Annotated in this window: 18 protein-coding genes; 8 read left to right on the top strand and 10 right to left on the bottom strand. The window is 70.6% G+C overall.

All coding sequences use genetic code 11. The features are described 5' to 3' along the window. Positions 1 to 63: 63 nt before the first annotated feature. Together JOE67_RS05530 and JOE67_RS05525 are read left to right on the top strand one after the other, a co-directional pair. Positions 64 to 1023 (top strand): TIGR03885 family FMN-dependent LLM class oxidoreductase, encoded by a 960-nt coding sequence (locus JOE67_RS05530; RefSeq protein ID WP_204974503.1) that lies wholly within the window; start codon positions 64 to 66, stop codon positions 1021 to 1023. Beyond that, positions 1020 to 2666, top strand: a complete 1647-nt coding sequence (locus tag JOE67_RS05525; protein ID WP_204974502.1) for an alpha-amylase family glycosyl hydrolase — start codon at positions 1020 to 1022, stop codon at positions 2664 to 2666. Before JOE67_RS05530 ends, JOE67_RS05525 begins: the two co-directional genes overlap by 4 nt. Here JOE67_RS05525 and JOE67_RS05520 read toward each other — a convergent pair. Continuing rightward, positions 2615 to 2965: a hypothetical protein gene (locus tag JOE67_RS05520; RefSeq protein WP_204974501.1), complete on the bottom strand. Its 351-nt coding sequence runs from the start codon at positions 2963 to 2965 to the stop codon at positions 2615 to 2617. The two genes, JOE67_RS05525 and JOE67_RS05520, sit on opposite strands and share 52 nt — an antisense overlap. Before the next feature lie 206 nt (positions 2966 to 3171). Between JOE67_RS05520 and JOE67_RS05515 the strand changes: the two genes are divergently transcribed. The 3 genes from JOE67_RS05515 (at position 3172) to JOE67_RS05505 (ending at position 5633) form a co-directional block, all read left to right on the top strand. Continuing rightward, positions 3172 to 4056: an SDR family oxidoreductase gene (locus tag JOE67_RS05515; protein WP_204974500.1), complete on the top strand. Its 885-nt coding sequence runs from the start codon at positions 3172 to 3174 to the stop codon at positions 4054 to 4056. After that, on the top strand, positions 4053 to 4361 hold the full coding sequence (locus JOE67_RS05510) for a hypothetical protein (RefSeq protein ID WP_204974499.1): 309 nt from the start codon (positions 4053 to 4055) through the stop codon (positions 4359 to 4361). The genes JOE67_RS05515 and JOE67_RS05510 overlap by 4 nt, the downstream gene beginning before the upstream one ends. A gap of 216 nt (positions 4362 to 4577) precedes the next feature. Beyond that, the gene (locus JOE67_RS05505) at positions 4578 to 5633 is read left to right on the top strand and encodes an NAD(P)H-dependent flavin oxidoreductase (protein WP_204974498.1); all 1056 of its coding nucleotides are present in this window, start codon (positions 4578 to 4580) and stop codon (positions 5631 to 5633) included. A gap of 38 nt (positions 5634 to 5671) precedes the next feature. Here the strand turns inward: JOE67_RS05505 and purU are convergent, their stop codons facing one another. Continuing rightward, positions 5672 to 6523 (bottom strand): formyltetrahydrofolate deformylase, encoded by an 852-nt coding sequence (gene purU / locus JOE67_RS05500; RefSeq protein ID WP_204974497.1) that lies wholly within the window; start codon positions 6521 to 6523, stop codon positions 5672 to 5674. 75 nt (positions 6524 to 6598) lie between these two features. On the opposite strand from purU, the gene JOE67_RS05495 reads away from it, so the two are divergent. After that, positions 6599 to 7060 (top strand): glutaminase, encoded by a 462-nt coding sequence (locus JOE67_RS05495; RefSeq protein WP_204974496.1) that lies wholly within the window; start codon positions 6599 to 6601, stop codon positions 7058 to 7060. Positions 7061 to 7101: 41 nt separating this feature from the next. Here JOE67_RS05495 and JOE67_RS05490 read toward each other — a convergent pair whose 3' ends face one another. The 5 genes from JOE67_RS05490 to JOE67_RS05470 form a co-directional block, all read right to left on the bottom strand. Then, positions 7102 to 7815, bottom strand: coding sequence for a glutamine amidotransferase-related protein (locus tag JOE67_RS05490; protein ID WP_204974495.1), 714 nt, complete (start codon positions 7813 to 7815; stop codon positions 7102 to 7104). Positions 7816 to 7871: 56 nt separating this feature from the next. Next, positions 7872 to 8612: a LysR substrate-binding domain-containing protein gene (locus JOE67_RS05485; RefSeq protein WP_338041511.1), complete on the bottom strand. Its 741-nt coding sequence runs from the start codon at positions 8610 to 8612 to the stop codon at positions 7872 to 7874. Positions 8613 to 8636: 24 nt separating this feature from the next. After that, on the bottom strand, positions 8637 to 9347 hold the full coding sequence (locus JOE67_RS05480) for a helix-turn-helix transcriptional regulator (protein WP_204974494.1): 711 nt from the start codon (positions 9345 to 9347) through the stop codon (positions 8637 to 8639). 93 nt (positions 9348 to 9440) lie between these two features. Beyond that, a complete protein-coding gene (locus tag JOE67_RS05475; protein WP_338041510.1) occupies positions 9441 to 9788 on the bottom strand; it encodes a hypothetical protein in 348 nt (115 codons plus the stop codon). Further along, positions 9785 to 11326 (bottom strand): PspC domain-containing protein, encoded by a 1542-nt coding sequence (locus JOE67_RS05470; RefSeq protein ID WP_204974493.1) that lies wholly within the window; start codon positions 11324 to 11326, stop codon positions 9785 to 9787. Before JOE67_RS05470 ends, JOE67_RS05475 begins: the two co-directional genes overlap by 4 nt. 114 nt (positions 11327 to 11440) lie before the next feature. Between JOE67_RS05470 and JOE67_RS05465 the strand changes: the two genes are divergently transcribed. Together JOE67_RS05465 and JOE67_RS05460 are read left to right on the top strand one after the other, a co-directional pair. Further along, a complete protein-coding gene (locus tag JOE67_RS05465) occupies positions 11441 to 12685 on the top strand; it encodes an ATP-binding protein (RefSeq protein ID WP_204974492.1) in 1245 nt (414 codons plus the stop codon). Beyond that, a complete protein-coding gene (locus JOE67_RS05460; RefSeq protein WP_204974491.1) occupies positions 12678 to 13346 on the top strand; it encodes a LuxR C-terminal-related transcriptional regulator in 669 nt (222 codons plus the stop codon). The genes JOE67_RS05465 and JOE67_RS05460 overlap by 8 nt, the downstream gene beginning before the upstream one ends. 83 nt (positions 13347 to 13429) lie before the next feature. Here JOE67_RS05460 and JOE67_RS05455 read toward each other — a convergent pair whose 3' ends face one another. From JOE67_RS05455 to JOE67_RS05445, 3 genes are all read right to left on the bottom strand, one after another. Further along, a complete protein-coding gene (locus tag JOE67_RS05455; protein WP_204974490.1) occupies positions 13430 to 13837 on the bottom strand; it encodes a transferase in 408 nt (135 codons plus the stop codon). 79 nt (positions 13838 to 13916) lie between these two features. Continuing rightward, positions 13917 to 14690, bottom strand: a complete 774-nt coding sequence (locus JOE67_RS05450; RefSeq protein ID WP_204976714.1) for a DNA-formamidopyrimidine glycosylase family protein — start codon at positions 14688 to 14690, stop codon at positions 13917 to 13919. Next, on the bottom strand, positions 14683 to 15435 hold the full coding sequence (locus tag JOE67_RS05445) for an EI24 domain-containing protein (RefSeq protein ID WP_204974489.1): 753 nt from the start codon (positions 15433 to 15435) through the stop codon (positions 14683 to 14685). Before JOE67_RS05445 ends, JOE67_RS05450 begins: the two co-directional genes overlap by 8 nt.

The following is a 15435-nucleotide window of genomic DNA, read 5'->3' as shown; positions in this document are numbered from 1 at the left end:
CCCCGTATTGCGTGGGCGTGCGCTTCCCTAGCCTGCTGTCCTCCGACGAGAGGACCTCCCCACATGACTCGCATCGGGTTCCACGCCTCGCACGAGCAGCACGCACCAGGCAGACTGCTGCGCGATCTCACGCACGCCGAGCGCATCGGCTTCGACGAGGCGATGTGCTCCGACCACCTCGCCCCCTGGCTGAAGGCGCAAGGGCAGTCCGGTCACGCCTGGTCGTGGCTCGGCGCTGCGCTCGCCCTGACGCGCTTCCGGATCGGCGTCGTGACGGCTCCCGGTCAGCGCTACCATCCGGTGATCCTGGCGCAGGCGCTCGCCACACTGAGCGAGATGTTCCCCGAGCGCGTCTGGGCCGCTCTCGGCAGCGGTGAGGCGCTCAACGAGCACGTCACCGGCGACGACTGGCCACGCAAGGAGGAGCGCGATGAGCGGCTGCGTGCCTCGGCGGATGTGATGCGCCGACTGCTCGCGGGCGAGCAGGTCGACGCCGACGGGCACGTGCGCGTGCACGAGGCGAAGCTCTGGTCGCTGCCCGAGACGCCCCCGCCGCTGCTGGCCGCCGGCATCAGCACTCGCACCGCGACCGAGGTGGCGAGGTGGGCCGATGGGCTGATCACCGTCGGTGCCGATCCCGCGGCCACTGCGCAGACGCGGACCGCGTACCGGGAAGCAGGGGGCCGCGGTGATCTGCTGCTGCAGATCCACATCAGCCTCGAGGACACCGAGGAGCAGGCGCTCGCAGCGGCGCGCGAGCAGTGGGCGCAGGCGACGGTGCCCCCTCAGCTCATGTGGGAGCTGCACGACCCCGCCGAGTTCGAGGCACACGCAGATCCGACCGACCAGAAGCTGCGCGAAGCGGTCGTCGTCGGCTCGGATGCCGCCGATGTCGCCGATCGCATCGCCGCCGTCGCGGACGGATTCGACGGGGTATTCCTGCATCAGGTGGGACGCGATCAGCGCAGCTTCCTCGACCGCTGCGAGCGGGAGCTGCTGCCGCTGCTGCGGGAGCGGCTGTGAACCCCGCCGACACCAGCGACCTGTGGTGGCGGACCGCCGTCATCTACTGCCTCGACGTCGAGACGTTCCAGGACTCCGACGGCGACGGGCACGGTGACTTCGCGGGGCTGACCCGCCGCATCGACGACCTCGACGCGCTGGGCGTCACCTGCATCTGGCTCATGCCCTTCCAGCCGACTCCAGAGCGCGACGACGGCTACGACATCTCCGACTTCTACAGCGTCGATCCCCGCTTCGGCGATCTGGGCCGGGTCGTCGAGGCCATCCGCGTGGCTCACGACCGCGGCATCCGGGTGGTGATCGACCTCGTCATCAACCACACCTCCGACCGTCATCCGTGGTTCGTGTCGGCCCGGCGCTCGCGCACGTCGCCGTTCCGCGACTACTACGTGTGGCGCGACAAGCCGCCGCGCAAGAAGGAGCAGCTCGTGTTCCCCGGAGAGGAGACGAGCATGTGGGAGTACGACGAGCGCACCGAGCAGTACTTCCGGCACAGCTTCTATCGCCACCAGCCCGATCTCAACTTCGCGAACCCCGACGTGCGTGCCGAGGTCGCTCGCATCATCGGCTTCTGGCTGAAGCTCGGGGTCGACGGATTCCGCGTCGACGCGGTGCCGTTCCTGATCACCGGCGAGGGCATCGCCGACGAGCAGGATCCCCACTCGTTCCTGCGCGAGCTGCGGCGCTTCGTCAGCAGGCGCGAAGCCTCGGCGATGCTGCTCGGCGAAGTGGGACTCTCGCACGAGGAGCAGCTCGATTACTTCGGCGACGACGGCACCGAGCTCGATCTGCAGTTCGACTTCCTCACGACGGCGAAGCTGTTCCTCGCGCTGAGCCGCCAGCAGGCGACCCCGCTCGCGGAGGTGCTCGCCGCGCGGCCGACCGTCGACGCGAGATACGGGTGGGCGATCTTCCTGCGGCATCACGACGAGCTCAACCTCGGGCTGCTCGACGACGCAGAGATGCAGGAGGTGTTCGACACCTTCGCCCCCGAGCCCGACCAGCGCATCTACGGTCGGGGCATCGTGCGCCGTCTCGCGCCCATGCTCGAGTCGGATCCGCGGCGGCTGCGCCTGGCGTACAGCCTGCTGTTCTCGCTGCCGGGAGCGCCGATGATCTTCTACGGCGAGGAGATCGGCATGGGTGAGCTGAGCACGGATCTCGGCAGGGGAGCGGTGCGCGGACCCATGCAGTGGGACGCCGGTCCCCTCGGCGGGTTCACGACCTCGAAGCCATCGAAGCTGCGCCGGCCGGTCGCCGGCGGCGCGTACGCGCCGGCTCACGTGAACGTGCACGACCAGCGGCGCGATCCGAACTCGCTGTGGTCATTCGTGGCGCTGCTGGCCGACCGCTACCGCTCCACCCCCGAGATCGCGTGGGGGGAGGTGCGGGTACAGGATGCCGGTGATCCGCGCGTGCTCGTGCACCAGGCCACCTATGGCGACGTGACCTTCGTCGCCGTGCACAACTTCTCGGCCGAGCCGGTGACCGCGCATCTCGAGCCTCTGGCTGAGGGATGCACGGCCACCGTGCTGCTCGAGCACTCCGGCAGCGCCCCGCAGAGCGACCACACCGAGCAGCTGCTGGACGGCTACGGGTTCCGCTGGTTCCGCGTCTCGCCGGATGCGGGGTCGGTCGCCTGAGCGCTCTGCTCGTGCACCTCGCCCGACGGGGCCTGAGTGCGCAGGTCGCCTGGCGCGTCGCCCGAGTGCTGCGATCCGTCGCCCTCTGCGAGGTCGCCCTGCCCGTCCTCGCCGAGCTCGGCGTCGAGCGGGGCGTCGCCCTGCGAGTCCGGCTGCAGGTCGGGCCGTCCGGCGACCGCGGCGTCGGCAGCGGGCACCTCGTCATGACGGTGCGTGCGCAGGTGCTCGGCCGGGTCGGGGTTCTCGGTGTTCATCGAGTCCTCGGTGCTGTCGCCGGTGCTCATGTACTCGTTGCTCATGGCGGTGTCCTTTCGTCGTCACCCCAGCGTGGTCGGCGCAGCCGACCGAAGCACGCCCCTTGACAGCATCCGGCTGCACCGCCCTCGCGCGTGCGCTGGATGACGTGAATAGTCAACCCCCTGGCCCGGCCGCGGTTCCCGGGAGAGTGTGGGCACACTGGCACCCGTGCCGGTGCTCCCCCAGAGAAACTGCAGAGAGGCGCACGATGAGCGACACCACCCCAGATCCTCGCCACCAGCACCACGACGAGAACTTCCCCCCTCAGCAGCAGACCCAGCCCGGCCTCACCGACGAGACCGCGCCCACGCCCGACCACGGCGAATCCAGCTACGAGGGGCATGGCCGTCTTACAGGCCGTCGCGCCCTCATCACCGGAGGCGACTCGGGCATCGGCCGCGCCGTCGCCATCGCGTTCGCCCGTGAGGGCGCCGACGTCGCGATCGTGCACATGCCCGAGGAGCAGAAGGACGCCGACGACACCGTCGCGCTCATCACCGATGCCGGCCGCCAGGGCCTCAGCATCGCGGGCGATCTGCGCGAAGAGCAGTTCGCCGAAGATGCGGTCACCCGCGCACGGGAGGCCTTCGGCGGTCTCGACATCGTCGTGCTCAACGCGGCCTACCAGCACGACGTCGACGGATTCGAGACGCTGAAGTCCGAAGAGATGCGGCGAGTGTTCGACACCAACCTGCTCGGCACGCTCTTCACGGCGCGCGCCGCCTACCCCCACCTCGAGGAGGGCGCGAGCATCATCGTGACCGCCTCGATCCAGGCCTACAGCCCGTCGCCTGGCCTGATCGACTACGCCATGACGAAGGCCGCCCAGGTGGCCTTCGTCAAGGCGCTCGCATCCGAGGCGGGTGAGCGCGGCATCCGCGTGAACGCCGTCGCACCGGGGCCCATCTGGACCCCGCTCATCCCGGCCACCGGCTGGGACGACACGAAGGTCGAGCAGTTCGGCAGCGACACCCCGCTGGGCAGGGCCGGTCAGCCGGCCGAGCTCGCCGGAGCGTACGTGTACCTGGCCGCGGCCGAGTCTTCGTACACCTCGGGCACGGTGCTCGCGGTGACAGGAGGTAAGGCGCTGTGACTGTCATGATCGACGACCCCAAACCGGGCACCCCTCACGGGGACTGGGAGCTCACGTCGCTGGGCCGCGACAGCTGGCGCATCTGCGACCCCGCGCGGCGGCACGCCGACGCCGACTGCCTGATCGCGTATGTCGACCGCTCGCCGACCGGTGTGCTCGATGTGCTCTGGCTGCGCACGCCGTGCCCGCGCACGACCCGCTTCCGCGGATTCCGCGAGCTGTTCGAGGCGCTCGACCTCGCAGTCGCCAACGCATCGAACCGGTCGCAGAAGCCGTCGCCCATCCCGGGCAGACGCCCGCTCTGAGCAATGCGCCGCTGACGTGACGAAGCGCTCGGATCATGGATCCGAGCGCTTCGCCTTTGTCGTGTCCCGCACTGTGCACTTAGGGGGAGGGGGCGCACAGTGCGGGATGTGAAGACGTTAGGCGCTCGACGACATAGGTGCACGGGGGTTGACGAACCGGCCGGGTCGATGCGAAGGCGCTGAAACACGTGCGGACGGCGGGCGTAGCCTCGGAGCATGACTGACCTGCGCGACACGGACCTGCGTGAACTGCTCGGCATCCGGCATCCCGTCGTCCTCGGGCCGTTCGGCGGACTCTCGTCCGTCGCGCTGACCGCGGCGGTGAGCGAAGCGGGCGGACTGGGCTCGTACGGTCTGTACGGGTACGACGGCGAGCGCATCCGTGAGACGGCCGCTGCGCTGCGCGCCGCGACCTCCGCTCCCTTCGCCCTGAACATCTGGCTCCCGACCGGAGACGAAGTCGCGCCGGGGGACGAGCACGACCGTCAGGCGGCGGCGCTCGCCGACTTCTTCGACGAGGTCGGCATCGACCCGCCCGCCAGACCCGAACGGTACCTGCCGGCCCTCGACGAGCAACTCGACGCGATCTGGCAGGCGGCCCCCGCAGCGTTGAGCGTGGTCTTCGGCGTCCCCTCCGCCGAACTGGTGGACGAGGCCCGCAGCCGCGGCATCCGGATCATCGGCACGGCGACGACGGTCGCCGAAGCGCGGGCGCTCGACGCGAGCGGGGTTGATGCGATCGTCGCCACTGGCGCCGAGGCCGCCGGGCACAGAGTGTCGTTCCTGCGTCCGGCCGAGGAGTCGCTCGTCGGGCTCATCTCGCTGCTGCCGCAGGTCGTGGATGCGGTACGGGTGCCCGTCATCGCGGCCGGCGGCATCGCCGACCGCCGCGGCGTCGCCGCCGCGTTCGCGCTCGGCGCGTCGGGCGTTCAGATCGGCACGTCGTTCCTCGTCACCGACGAGTCGGCCGCCAGCGCCGCGCACCGAGCGGCGATCCGCTCCACGGCGGCAGACGAGAGCGTGCTCACTCGCGCGATGAGCGGACGCCTCGCGCGCGGAGCGGCCAACCGCGCAGTCCGCGAGATCGAGGCATCCGGAGCCATCGCCCCCTTCCCGGCGCAGAACTGGCTGACCGGTCGCTTCCGCGCCGTCGCGGGGCAGCGGGGAATGGGCGAGCTGCAGTCGCTGTGGCTCGGGCAGTCGGCGCCGCTGGCGCGGGGACGCACGGCGTCCGAGGTGTTCGCCGAGCTGGTCGCGGGCGTTCCGGCCTGACCGGGACGGTCCTTGCCGGTGTCGGACGCCTACGGGCCTCAGAGGATGACGGTCGAGCGGCCGTGCACGATCACGCGATCCTCGGCGTGCCACTTGACGGCGCGGGCGAGCACGTAGCGCTCGACATCTGCGCCCCGACGCTGCAGCTCGGCCGCCGACTCGGCGTGCGTCACCCTGGTGACGTCCTGCTCGATGATCGGCCCCTCGTCGAGGTCTGCGGTCGCATAGTGCGCGGTCGCGCCGATGAGCTTGACGCCTCGGTCCTTCGCGCGAGCGTACGGGTTCGCGCCGATGAACGCAGGCAGGAACGAGTGGTGGATGTTGATCACCGGGGCCCCGAGGCGCTCGATGAACCCGTCGGTCAGGATCTGCATGTACCGCGCGAGCACGACGAGGTCGACGTTGCCCTGCAGCAGCTCGATCTGGCGTGCCTCCATCGCCGCCTTGTCGCCCGACGGGATGTGCACGAAGGGCACGCCGAACGACCGCACCGACTCGGCCAGGTCGGGGTGGTTCGAGATCACCATGGTCACGTCGATGTCGAGCTCTCCGCGCTGGGTGCGCCACAGCAACTCCATCAGGCAGTGGTCGTACTTCGAGACGAAGATCGCGACGCGCTTGCGCTTGGCGGTGTCGTGCAGCGACCACTCCATCCCGAAGCGCTCGGCCACCTCGCCGAGCGACGCCTCGAGCTCGGGGCGCTTGGCCGCGAGACCGTCGAGGTGGATCACGGTGCGCTGGAAGAACCTGCCGCCCTCCTCGTCGGTGGAGTGCTGGTCGAGCGAGATGATGTTCGCCCCGTGCGACGCCAGCACTCCGGCGACGGCCGCGACGATCCCGGGCTGGTCGTCGCAGGCGATGAGAAGGCGTGCGGTGTCGGTCTGCGGCATGGATGCTCCTCAGCTGGGGTGTCTGTCGATTCTGCCCGCATCAGGCCGATGGCGCCCAATCGTTACCCTGGAGAGATGGGCGCCACCGAGGAACTGCTGCGGGATGCACGCGCGCGTCTGACCAAGGTGCCGCGCGAGGCGCTTGGTCGCGAGCGCACCTCGCGCTGGCGTGCGGACCGGATCGTGCGAGCCGGATTCGCCTGGCACCTCGGCGTTCTGCTGCTCACCGACGACGGCGTGCTGTCGACGGCTGAGATCGTGCGAGCCGCAGAAGAGGTGCGCCGCGGGTATGCGGCCGAGTCCGCGCGTGCACGGGCCGAGCGACGGGCGCAGGCCCGCCGGGGTGGCTTCGCCGAGGGTGAGGTGGTGCACGTGGGCTGGCAGGAGCTCGACGTCGCCGCGGTCGATTCCGGCGCGGCATCCGGCCCCCTGGCGCTGGTCGACGGCGTTCCGAGCGTTCGCTGGTCGCCCGGCGGTGCACTCGTGCCGCTGCGGGGCTACCTCGACGAGCGCATCGCGCTCGCGCTGGGTGGCTGACGCCGCGGCCGGACCGGAACGGCTGGCTCCGGTGGCGGTGGTCAGCCGATGAGCCGGGGGAAGCGCGCGAGCAGGTCGTCGCCGTCGACGGCTGCGTCGAGGATCGCCCGCTCGGTGCGGTCGTAGTCGCGCGGGTCGAAATAGCCCGATGCGCGGTACACGGCCATCCGATCGGCGAAGTCCTGCGGCGAGGCCTCAGGGTGGAACTGCGTGGCGTACAGTCGCTCGCCCACGCGGTACGCCTGCACGGCGCATGCGTCGTTGGTCGCCAGCAGTACGGCTCCCGGAGGCGTCTCTCGAGCGCTCTCCTTGTGAGCGGTGAACACCGACATGCTCGGCGCGCTCGGGCCGAACAGGGGGTCGTCGGCCCCGGCGTCGGTGAGGTGCACCGTCGTCGCGCTGGCCTGCTCGGGCTGCTCGGTGTGCACCTCGCCGCCCAGCATGCGCGTGACGACGCCGATTCCGTAGCAGGTGAACAGCGCCGTCGCCTCGCCGTCGAGCGCGCGAGTGGCGATGCGCTCGAGGTCGTGCTCCACCGCTCTCTGGTGCTGACCCTTGTCGGTATCCGTGACGTTGAACGGCGACCCGCCGATGACGAACCCGTCGTACTGCTCCCACTCCACGGTCTCGAGCGAGGCGTGCAGCAGGTCGAGGCGATCCAGCATCCCGAGGCCGAGTCCGCGACGGAACGAGCGGTGCTCGGCGTCAGCCGCACTCCGCTCGGGTCGAACGCACACGTACAGCACCGATGACATGCGCCGAGTCTATTGGCCCGCATGCGAGCGGCCGGGCGGCGGCGTGCGCAGGTGACTCAGCGTGACGAGTTCGCGGTGCGGCCGCGCACGATGCCGACGAAGGCCTCGACGTCGGGAGTGGTCTTCTCGCGCGGCCAGGCGAGCGCGACGGTCGACGTGCGTCCGCCGAGCAGCGGCCGGTAGTCGGCGTCCTTGCGCTGGTGCAGCCGCGCGAGCGACATCGGCACGATCAGGATGCCGACGCCCGTGGCTGCCGTCGCCACCGCGTCGGCGGTGGTGGCGATGGTCGGGAACGACGGCGCGACGGTGGGCAGGTCGAGGGGGCCGAGCACGTCGTCGCCTGGCGTGATCAGCACCAGGCCTGCGAGGTCGTCGGCCGTGAGCCGGTCGGTCGCCATCAGGAACGAATCGGCGGATGCCACCACCACGGGCACCTCGTCGTAGAGGGGGATCACGTGCAGCTCGTCCCGGTCATCGAGGGGAAGGCGCACGAGTGCCGCGTCGAGCTCGTCGACGGCCGAGCGCTGATCGGCGACGGCGACCGGCACGAGTTCGATGTCGACGTGGGGCATGCGCTCCTTCCAGGCATCCACCCATCTGCCCGGCGTCGCTCCGGGGATCACGCCGAGGCGGAAGGTGCGAGGCGTCTCATCGACCGGCGGCAGGGGCGCCGGCTGCGGAGAGGGACGCGGTGTGCGCTTCTGCGCGGGCTTCTGCCCGCCCTTCTGCGTGGGCTTGGCGGCCTTGGCCGGGCGCGGCCTTCCGCCTTTGGATGCGCGGCGCCGGTCGTTCTTCACCGATTCAGCGTACCCGCCGCGCCGTCACGGCCGCGGACGGATCGCCACGCAGCAGCGCCCGGTGTGCGGCTCGCCGTGCGCGCTGAGGCGCGTGCAGCCGAGTCCGTCGAGCACGCCGCCGAGCAGCGAGAGATTCGCCGAGCAGATCAGCTCGGTGTGATCGCGGGCAAGGGAGTCGAACGGGCAGTTGGCGAGGATCACGGCATCGCCGCCCTCGTCCGATCCGCTGCGCGGTTCGTAGCCGTGGGCCGTCAGCACCGCCGTCAGACGCGCCGACTCGTCATCGTCGCCCGGGGAGGCGGCGGCTGCGGCGGTGGCGGTGGCGGATGCGGCGATCGCACGTCCCTCCTCGTGCGCGACCTCGGCGAGGGCGTCCCGCAGGGGCATCCCTTCGCTGGCCCGCTCGATCGCACCCGCCAGCACGTGCCCGACGAGGTCGTAGCGACGCTCGGGCAGCGAGACGCTCACCGTGCTCGCCGCGCGCCGGTACAGCTTCGACGGGCGACCGGCCCCGGGGCCGCTGCGGCCGCTCAGGCGCCGGAACTCCGTCTCGAGAAGCCCGGCCTCGACGAGCTTGTCGAGATGGAATCGGGCCATGTGCACCGGCACGCCCAGAGCGGTCGCTGCCGCTTCCCTGGTCACCGCGTCGGGCTGGCCGACGACGTGCTCGTAGAGCGCCTGTCGTGTCTCGTCGGCGAGAGCGCCGATGCTCGAGGCGCGCGCGGTGATGTCCATGATGCCCCTCTAAAAGCAGCCCCGCATGTATTTAGAGATCCTAACTCGCGAGACGCTGTCGCGCACGGTCCTCACCGCAGGGCGAGCACCGGGTCAGCCGGTGCTCGAGGGACCCCGGCGCTGCATCCGCCTGACCAGGCCGACCACGCCGCCGATCAGCACGAGCACACCGACGCCGAGCAGCGCAGTCGCGGTCATCGTCCCCGGACTCAGCGAGGCGAACCACTCGGTGATCGCATCCTGGCGGGCGGTATCGCTCAGCATCCAGATCCCGAACCACGCGGCAGCGGCGAGGCACACGCCCCAGATGATGGCCGCCCACCGGGTGCGCGGCGTCGGCGCCGGCGCCGAGGTGACGTCAGCGGGATCAGCCGGCGCCGTCCCCTCTATCGCGAGCGTCTCGGCCAGATCAGGCAGCGGAACGGTCGGTTCGGTGCTCACTGTGCTGCCTCCTCATCGGGTTGGGTCGAATAGATCACGAAGATCGAGCCCGAGTCCTGGTCGATCCTGACCGGAGCCGAGATCACGCTGCGGGGAGCATCGGGCCCCGTCGACCGGGGATCGAGCGACGAGGTGACCGATTCGCGGAAGAGGGTGCGGCCGTCGCCGCGCGGCGTCCCCTGAAACGCACCCTGCTCGACGGCGGTCACGTTGCCGTTCGCATCGAAAGCCGTTCGCTCCCACTGCACGGCGACGTCGCCGACCGTGGCGGTCAGCTGCAGCTCGACACCGGGGCTCACGTAGATATCGGTGTATCCGACGCCCTTGTGCAGCACCACCGGCTGTGAGCGCACGTCGGAGATGTTCGCCAGATGGATTTCGGTCCGCCCGAACGGCTGCCTGATGGCGCTCTGGTCTTCGGTGTTCATCAGCGTCTGGTCGCCGAGGCGCACATCGCCGGCTGACGCGGCGCCGCCGGTCGCGACTCCCGCCAGGAGCGTCGCGACAGCCGCGAATGCGAGGAAGCCGCTGCGTCGTCGGGCGACACCCGCGACGATCATTCCGAACGCCAGCACCAGCGCGGCGCCGAACAGTGCGACGGCCGCGGTCGTGGCATCCGGATCGGGCGCCCACAGCCAGACGACGGCGGCGGCGACCAGCGCGACCCCGAGCACGGTGCCGACGTATGCCGCGCTCACGCGCGGGTTCGACGCGCGACGGATGCGACGGCGCTCGGCGGCCTCTGCCGAGAACGCCGCAGCGGCAGCCTGGCGCTCACGGCGCGCCTGATCGCGTGCCGCGCGATCGGCGTCCTGCTGCTGCTGACGCCACGCCTGCTCCTGCTGCTGCCAGTCCGCGTGCTGAGCGCGCCAGGTCTCGAAGTCGGTCCCGTCCGCGGGGTAGGGGGCGAGGGGGGATGCCGGCAGCCGCCCGTCGGCCGCCGCATCCTCCCCTCGCGGGTCCGCTGCGGCGGCGACACCCGAATCGCCAGCCGGTGCGGAGGGTGCCGGGGCGGTGACATCGCCCGGCGTGCGGCGCGCGGCGCGCACGATGAGGACGAGCAGGATGCCGATCAGCACCAGCCCGACGATGAAGAGCAACGTTCCGAAGGGACTCAGTCGCGGTGCGTAGAAGGGCTCGCCGTACGAGGTCACCATCCGGCCGAACAGGAGCGAGAACAGCGAGGGCCCACTCGCGAACAGGCCGAACGCGACCCCGGCGAGAATGCCCAGCTGGGCTGGCTCGAAGCGTCCGCGAATCAGCTCGCGCAGGTGGATGCGCCCCTCGGCATCCGGCAGCAGAGCCCAGGCGAGTGCGTAGACGAGCACCAGCGGCAGACCGCACAGCGTCGCGACGACCAGCACTCCGCGCACGATCAGCGGATCGATCCGCAGACGCGCGGCGAGGCCCGCAGCCACGCCGCCGATCCATCCGTCCGAACGGGCGATGCCGAGACCAGCCACCCAGGCGAAGAAGCGGTCGGAGCGGCGGGACGCCGGCGGGCGATCGAGCGGCGGCGGCGCGGTCGGAGATGTCATGTTCCGATCCTGTCGGGCGGCGTTCGCCGCCCGCTATGGGGTGAACCCCTGAGCCGACCCTGATCCTGGCCGGCGGAGGGGCGGATCCGCGTGCGGCGGTGATTGGATGGCGGCATGTCGACTTCCGTCCCCCTCGCGCCGCCCGCGCGCTCGCCGCGGTCGGCGGCGCACCGTCCGCCACTCGCCCGAGTGCGCGAATGCCTGGTCAGTGGCACAGCCGAGGGTCTCGCGAGGCACCTCGGCACAGGACCGGCGCTGGTGCGCACGATCTTCATCGTCTCGGCGCCCATGGCGGGTTTCGGTGTTCTTCTCTACCTCTGGTGCTGGATGCTCACGCCGTGGGAGCAGGGCGAGGCCCGCCCGTCCCGACGGATACCCGTGGCCTGGCTGCTGCTTGCAGCCAGCGCCGTCCTGGCGCTGATCGTGCTTCCGCAGCTCGGCACCGGATACCGCTTCGGGGTGTGGCTCGGCGACATCGGCGGCATGTCACCCGATGTCCCGACCGTCGCCGATCTGCTGACACTGCTCATCGTCGTCGTTCCCGTCGTCGCCGCCGCGCTCTGGGCGGATCTCGTCGATCGTGATGACCCGCGCCGCGGACCCCGTCACTCGGCGGCGGTGCGCATGATCGCCGTCGCAGGCGTCGTCATCCTGCTGCTCGCCCTGTTGCGGGCCTCGAACCCCTTCCTGCTGCTGGTTCCGTTCGCGGGACTGCTGGCGATGTTCTCCTCGTCGCTCGCGCAGCGCTGGCGCGAGCTGGCGAGTGAGCGCATCAGGCGCATCCGCGAAGAGCAGCGCAGCGAGATGGCAGCGCACCTGCATGACTCGGTGCTGCAGACGCTCGCGCTGATCCAGAACAGGGCGGGCGCCTCGAGCGAGGCGGCCCGACTCGCCCGCGCTCAGGAACGTGAGCTGCGCGCGTGGCTGTACGACGGCGATGCGCCCGCCGACAGTGACCTCGCCACCGATCTGCGCGACTACGCCGGAGCCCTCGAACTCGACTATCCCGCGCGTATCGACGTGGTCTCGGCCGGGTTGTCGACCGAGCGTGCGAGCGGCGAGCTCGCCGCCGCAGCCCGCGAGGCGATGCTCAACGCGGCGCGGCATGCGGGCGGCGAGGTGTCGGTGTACATCGAGGGGGCCGCGACGGGCGTCGACGTGTTCGTGCGCGACCGCGGAGAGGGATTCGATCTCGACGCTGTGCCGGGCGACCGGCTCGGCGTGCGTCAGTCGATCATCGCGCGCATGCGTCGCGCCGGTGGCACGGCGACGGTGCGCAGCGACGAGAACGGCACCGAGGTGCACCTGCGCATCGTCGGCAGCCCGGCGCGCGACACGGGGGAGCAGAGGAATGGCTGACGGCATCAGGGTCGTGATCGTCGACGACCACTCGATCTTCCGCTCGGGCCTCAGGGCCGACCTCGACGACACCGTGCAGGTCGTCGGCGAGGCAGCCGATGTGGCCTCGGCCATCGCCATCATCGCCGAGATGCGGCCGGATGTCGTGCTGCTCGACGTGCACCTTCCCGGCGGCCCGTCCATGCCGCTCGCCGACTCGACCGGAGGTGAGGCGGTCATCCGCGGATCCATGCCGACCACGGCGCGGTTCCTCGCGCTGAGCGTGTCGGACGCCGCCGAAGACGTCGTGCGCGTGATCCGCGCGGGCGCCCGCGGCTACATCACGAAGGGATCGTCGGGAGTCGAGGTGTCCAAGGCGGTGCATGCAGTGGCGGGTGGGGACGCCGTCTTCTCTCCTCGTCTGGCGGGGTTCGTGCTGGATGCCTTCGGCGCCGTCGCCGGTGAGACCGCGGCCGTGGAAGACGAGCTCGACCGTCTGTCAGGGCGTGAGCAGGAGGTGATGCGGCTGATCGCGCGCGGCTACGCGTACAAGGAGGTCGCGTCGGAGCTGTTCATCTCGATCAAGACGGTCGAGACGCATGTGTCTTCGGTGCTGCGCAAGCTGCAGCTGTCGTCGAGGCACGAGCTGACGGTCTGGGCGACCGAGCGCCGCCTGCTCTGACCTTCCGTTCTGATCCGCCCGGCCACTCGCACATGCAGAGAGCCCGCCGGTCGACGCGACCAGGCGGGCTCTCGGATGAGGGCTCAGGCTGCCAGCCAGAGACCCTTCCGGTCAGTGATGACCGTGAGACCAGGGGCGACGCTCTCGTCGTGCCCGATGCGGGTGCCGCGTGCAACCTGCGCTCCCGCGCCGATCTCGGTGCGAACGCCGATCCAGGCGCCGTCGCCGACGGCCGCTCCTGCGCCGATGTGCGCATGCGCGTCGATCCGCACGTTTTCGCCGATCACGGCGTCCGGTTCGACCCAGGCGCCGCGCGCGACCCTCGCTCCGGCGCCCACCCGGGCGCCGGGTTCGACATAGGCACCGGCCTCGATGAGAGCCTTCGGATGCACCTTCGCGCCGTGCGCGACGAGTCCGCGTCCGTTGGCGTGCTTGCGGTATCGCAGCGTGGCGCCCTGGTCGTCCTCGATATCGATGTAGTTCTTGCCCACGTTTCCTCCCGTGTCCGGAGTCTTCCGGATATATGTACAACCGGGAGGGGGCTTGATTCATTCCCCGTTTGGGATTAGCTCAACGCTGGCAGTTCGGACACCAGAATGTGATGCGCTCTCGGGTCGGATCCGCGCCCAGTTCACCTTTGCGGATGGGCGTTCCGCAGCGTCGGCACGATCGTCCTGCCCGGCCGTAGACCCAGTCGGTGAAGCCGCGGCGCGCGTCGCCGGTGAACGTGCGGTCGACGCGATCCTTATTGGCGCGGATCGTGCGCACGCCGAGGTCGAGCAGCGCGGGAACGTCGACCTCTGCCGTCGGCGTCTCGGGTCGGATGCCCCGCAGGAACAGCAGTTCGGCGGCGTACTCGTTGCCGAAGCCGGCCACGTTGCGCTGGTCGAGGAGCGCCACGTGGATCTCGCGGGTATCGGCGCTGAGCCGTCGGATCGCCTCATCGAGATCCCAGTCGTCCGCGAGCGGATCAGGGCCGAGGTAGTCGACCAGATCGCCCTCGTTGCGAGTGGGGACGAGCTTGACCTCCGCGATGTCGACGCCGACCGCTTCATGGGTCGCGGTGCCGACGATCGCGCGCACCTTGAACGCGGGGTGCCGCCACTTCTCGCCGGGTCGGTAGATGAACCACGTGCCGTCCATGCGCAGATGGGAATGCAGCGTGTACTCGCCGATGCGCATGAGCAGGTGCTTGCCTCGGGGCACGACGTCGTGCACGACCTGGCCGGTGAGATCGGCGGTCGCAAGGCGGGGCACGCGCAGATCGAAGCGCGTCACCTCCTGACCGCGCAGCGCGGCATCGAGGCGATGCGCGGCGCGATAGATCGTGTCGCCCTCAGGCACCGGGCGCTCCCGTTGTTCGCTGAGCGAGGAGGTCACGCGCGATCAGGGTGGCTCCTGCGACCGCGGTCGGCATGATGAACACCGCACCGAGCGGAACCATGAAGCACAGCTGCGTCGCCGCGCCGAAGCCCAGCAGCCGTGCGCGGCGCCCCGCGAACAGGCGTGACCGCTCGGCGCTCGGGATGTCGCGCGCGTTCAGCGCCCGCCCGGTGAGCTCGCGCGCGAGCAGGCGACCCGTGAGAAGCACGCTCGTCACGGCCGCGAGCGGTGCGCCGACGAGCGGGATGAAGCCGATCGCCAGCGCGAGCAGCGCGACGAGGGCGCCGAGCGCGACCAGCCGGATGCTCTCGCCCAGTGCCACGAGGAAGCCGCCGTCGCCCTCGGGAACATCACCGCCGAGGTCCGTCTCTATCGCGCGCCAGATGCGCTGGTAGAACGGATCGCCGATGAGCAGCGTGAGCGCGGTGAAGGTGACGCTGGCGAGCACGAGCACCGCGATGGCCGCCACTACGCCGAGGGCGGTGCGCAGGGCATCCCTCCAGAATGGATCCCATCCGTCGGCGAACGGCGTCGCCCACGCGGTGATGCCGCCCAGGTTGAGCAGCAGCGGGATGATGACGGCCGCGAGCAGGGCGAGCGCGATCAGACCTGGCACCAGTCCGAGCGCCATCAGGCCGGGGCGGCGCTTCCAGTAGCCGAACCCGCGCCCGAGGAAGCGGATGCCGGTGAAGAACTCGCTGACCAT

This window comes from Microbacterium esteraromaticum (genome assembly GCF_016907315.1).
Taxonomy (GTDB): Bacteria; Actinomycetota; Actinomycetes; order Actinomycetales; family Microbacteriaceae; genus Microbacterium; species Microbacterium esteraromaticum.
The sequence above is the reverse complement of the archived record's forward strand: the minus strand, read 5'-3'. Positions and strand labels throughout refer to the sequence as shown.

Excerpts from the sequence above, each read along its gene's own strand:
- JOE67_RS05530 (WP_204974503.1), top strand. The coding sequence starts at position 64 with ATGACTCGCATCGGGTTCCACGCCTCGCACGAGCAGCACGCACCAGGC.
- JOE67_RS05520 (WP_204974501.1), bottom strand. The coding sequence starts at position 2,965 with ATGAGCAACGAGTACATGAGCACCGGCGACAGCACCGAGGACTCGATG.
- JOE67_RS05515 (WP_204974500.1), top strand. The coding sequence starts at position 3,172 with ATGAGCGACACCACCCCAGATCCTCGCCACCAGCACCACGACGAGAAC.
- JOE67_RS05505 (WP_204974498.1), top strand. The coding sequence starts at position 4,578 with ATGACTGACCTGCGCGACACGGACCTGCGTGAACTGCTCGGCATCCGG.
- purU (WP_204974497.1), bottom strand. The coding sequence starts at position 6,523 with ATGCCGCAGACCGACACCGCACGCCTTCTCATCGCCTGCGACGACCAG.
- JOE67_RS05495 (WP_204974496.1), top strand. The coding sequence starts at position 6,599 with ATGGGCGCCACCGAGGAACTGCTGCGGGATGCACGCGCGCGTCTGACC.
- JOE67_RS05490 (WP_204974495.1), bottom strand. The coding sequence starts at position 7,815 with ATGTCATCGGTGCTGTACGTGTGCGTTCGACCCGAGCGGAGTGCGGCT.
- JOE67_RS05480 (WP_204974494.1), bottom strand. The coding sequence starts at position 9,347 with ATGGACATCACCGCGCGCGCCTCGAGCATCGGCGCTCTCGCCGACGAG.
- JOE67_RS05470 (WP_204974493.1), bottom strand. The coding sequence starts at position 11,326 with ATGACATCTCCGACCGCGCCGCCGCCGCTCGATCGCCCGCCGGCGTCC.
- JOE67_RS05465 (WP_204974492.1), top strand. The coding sequence starts at position 11,441 with ATGTCGACTTCCGTCCCCCTCGCGCCGCCCGCGCGCTCGCCGCGGTCG.
- JOE67_RS05460 (WP_204974491.1), top strand. The coding sequence starts at position 12,678 with ATGGCTGACGGCATCAGGGTCGTGATCGTCGACGACCACTCGATCTTC.
- JOE67_RS05445 (WP_204974489.1), bottom strand. The coding sequence starts at position 15,435 with ATGGTCAGCGAGTTCTTCACCGGCATCCGCTTCCTCGGGCGCGGGTTC.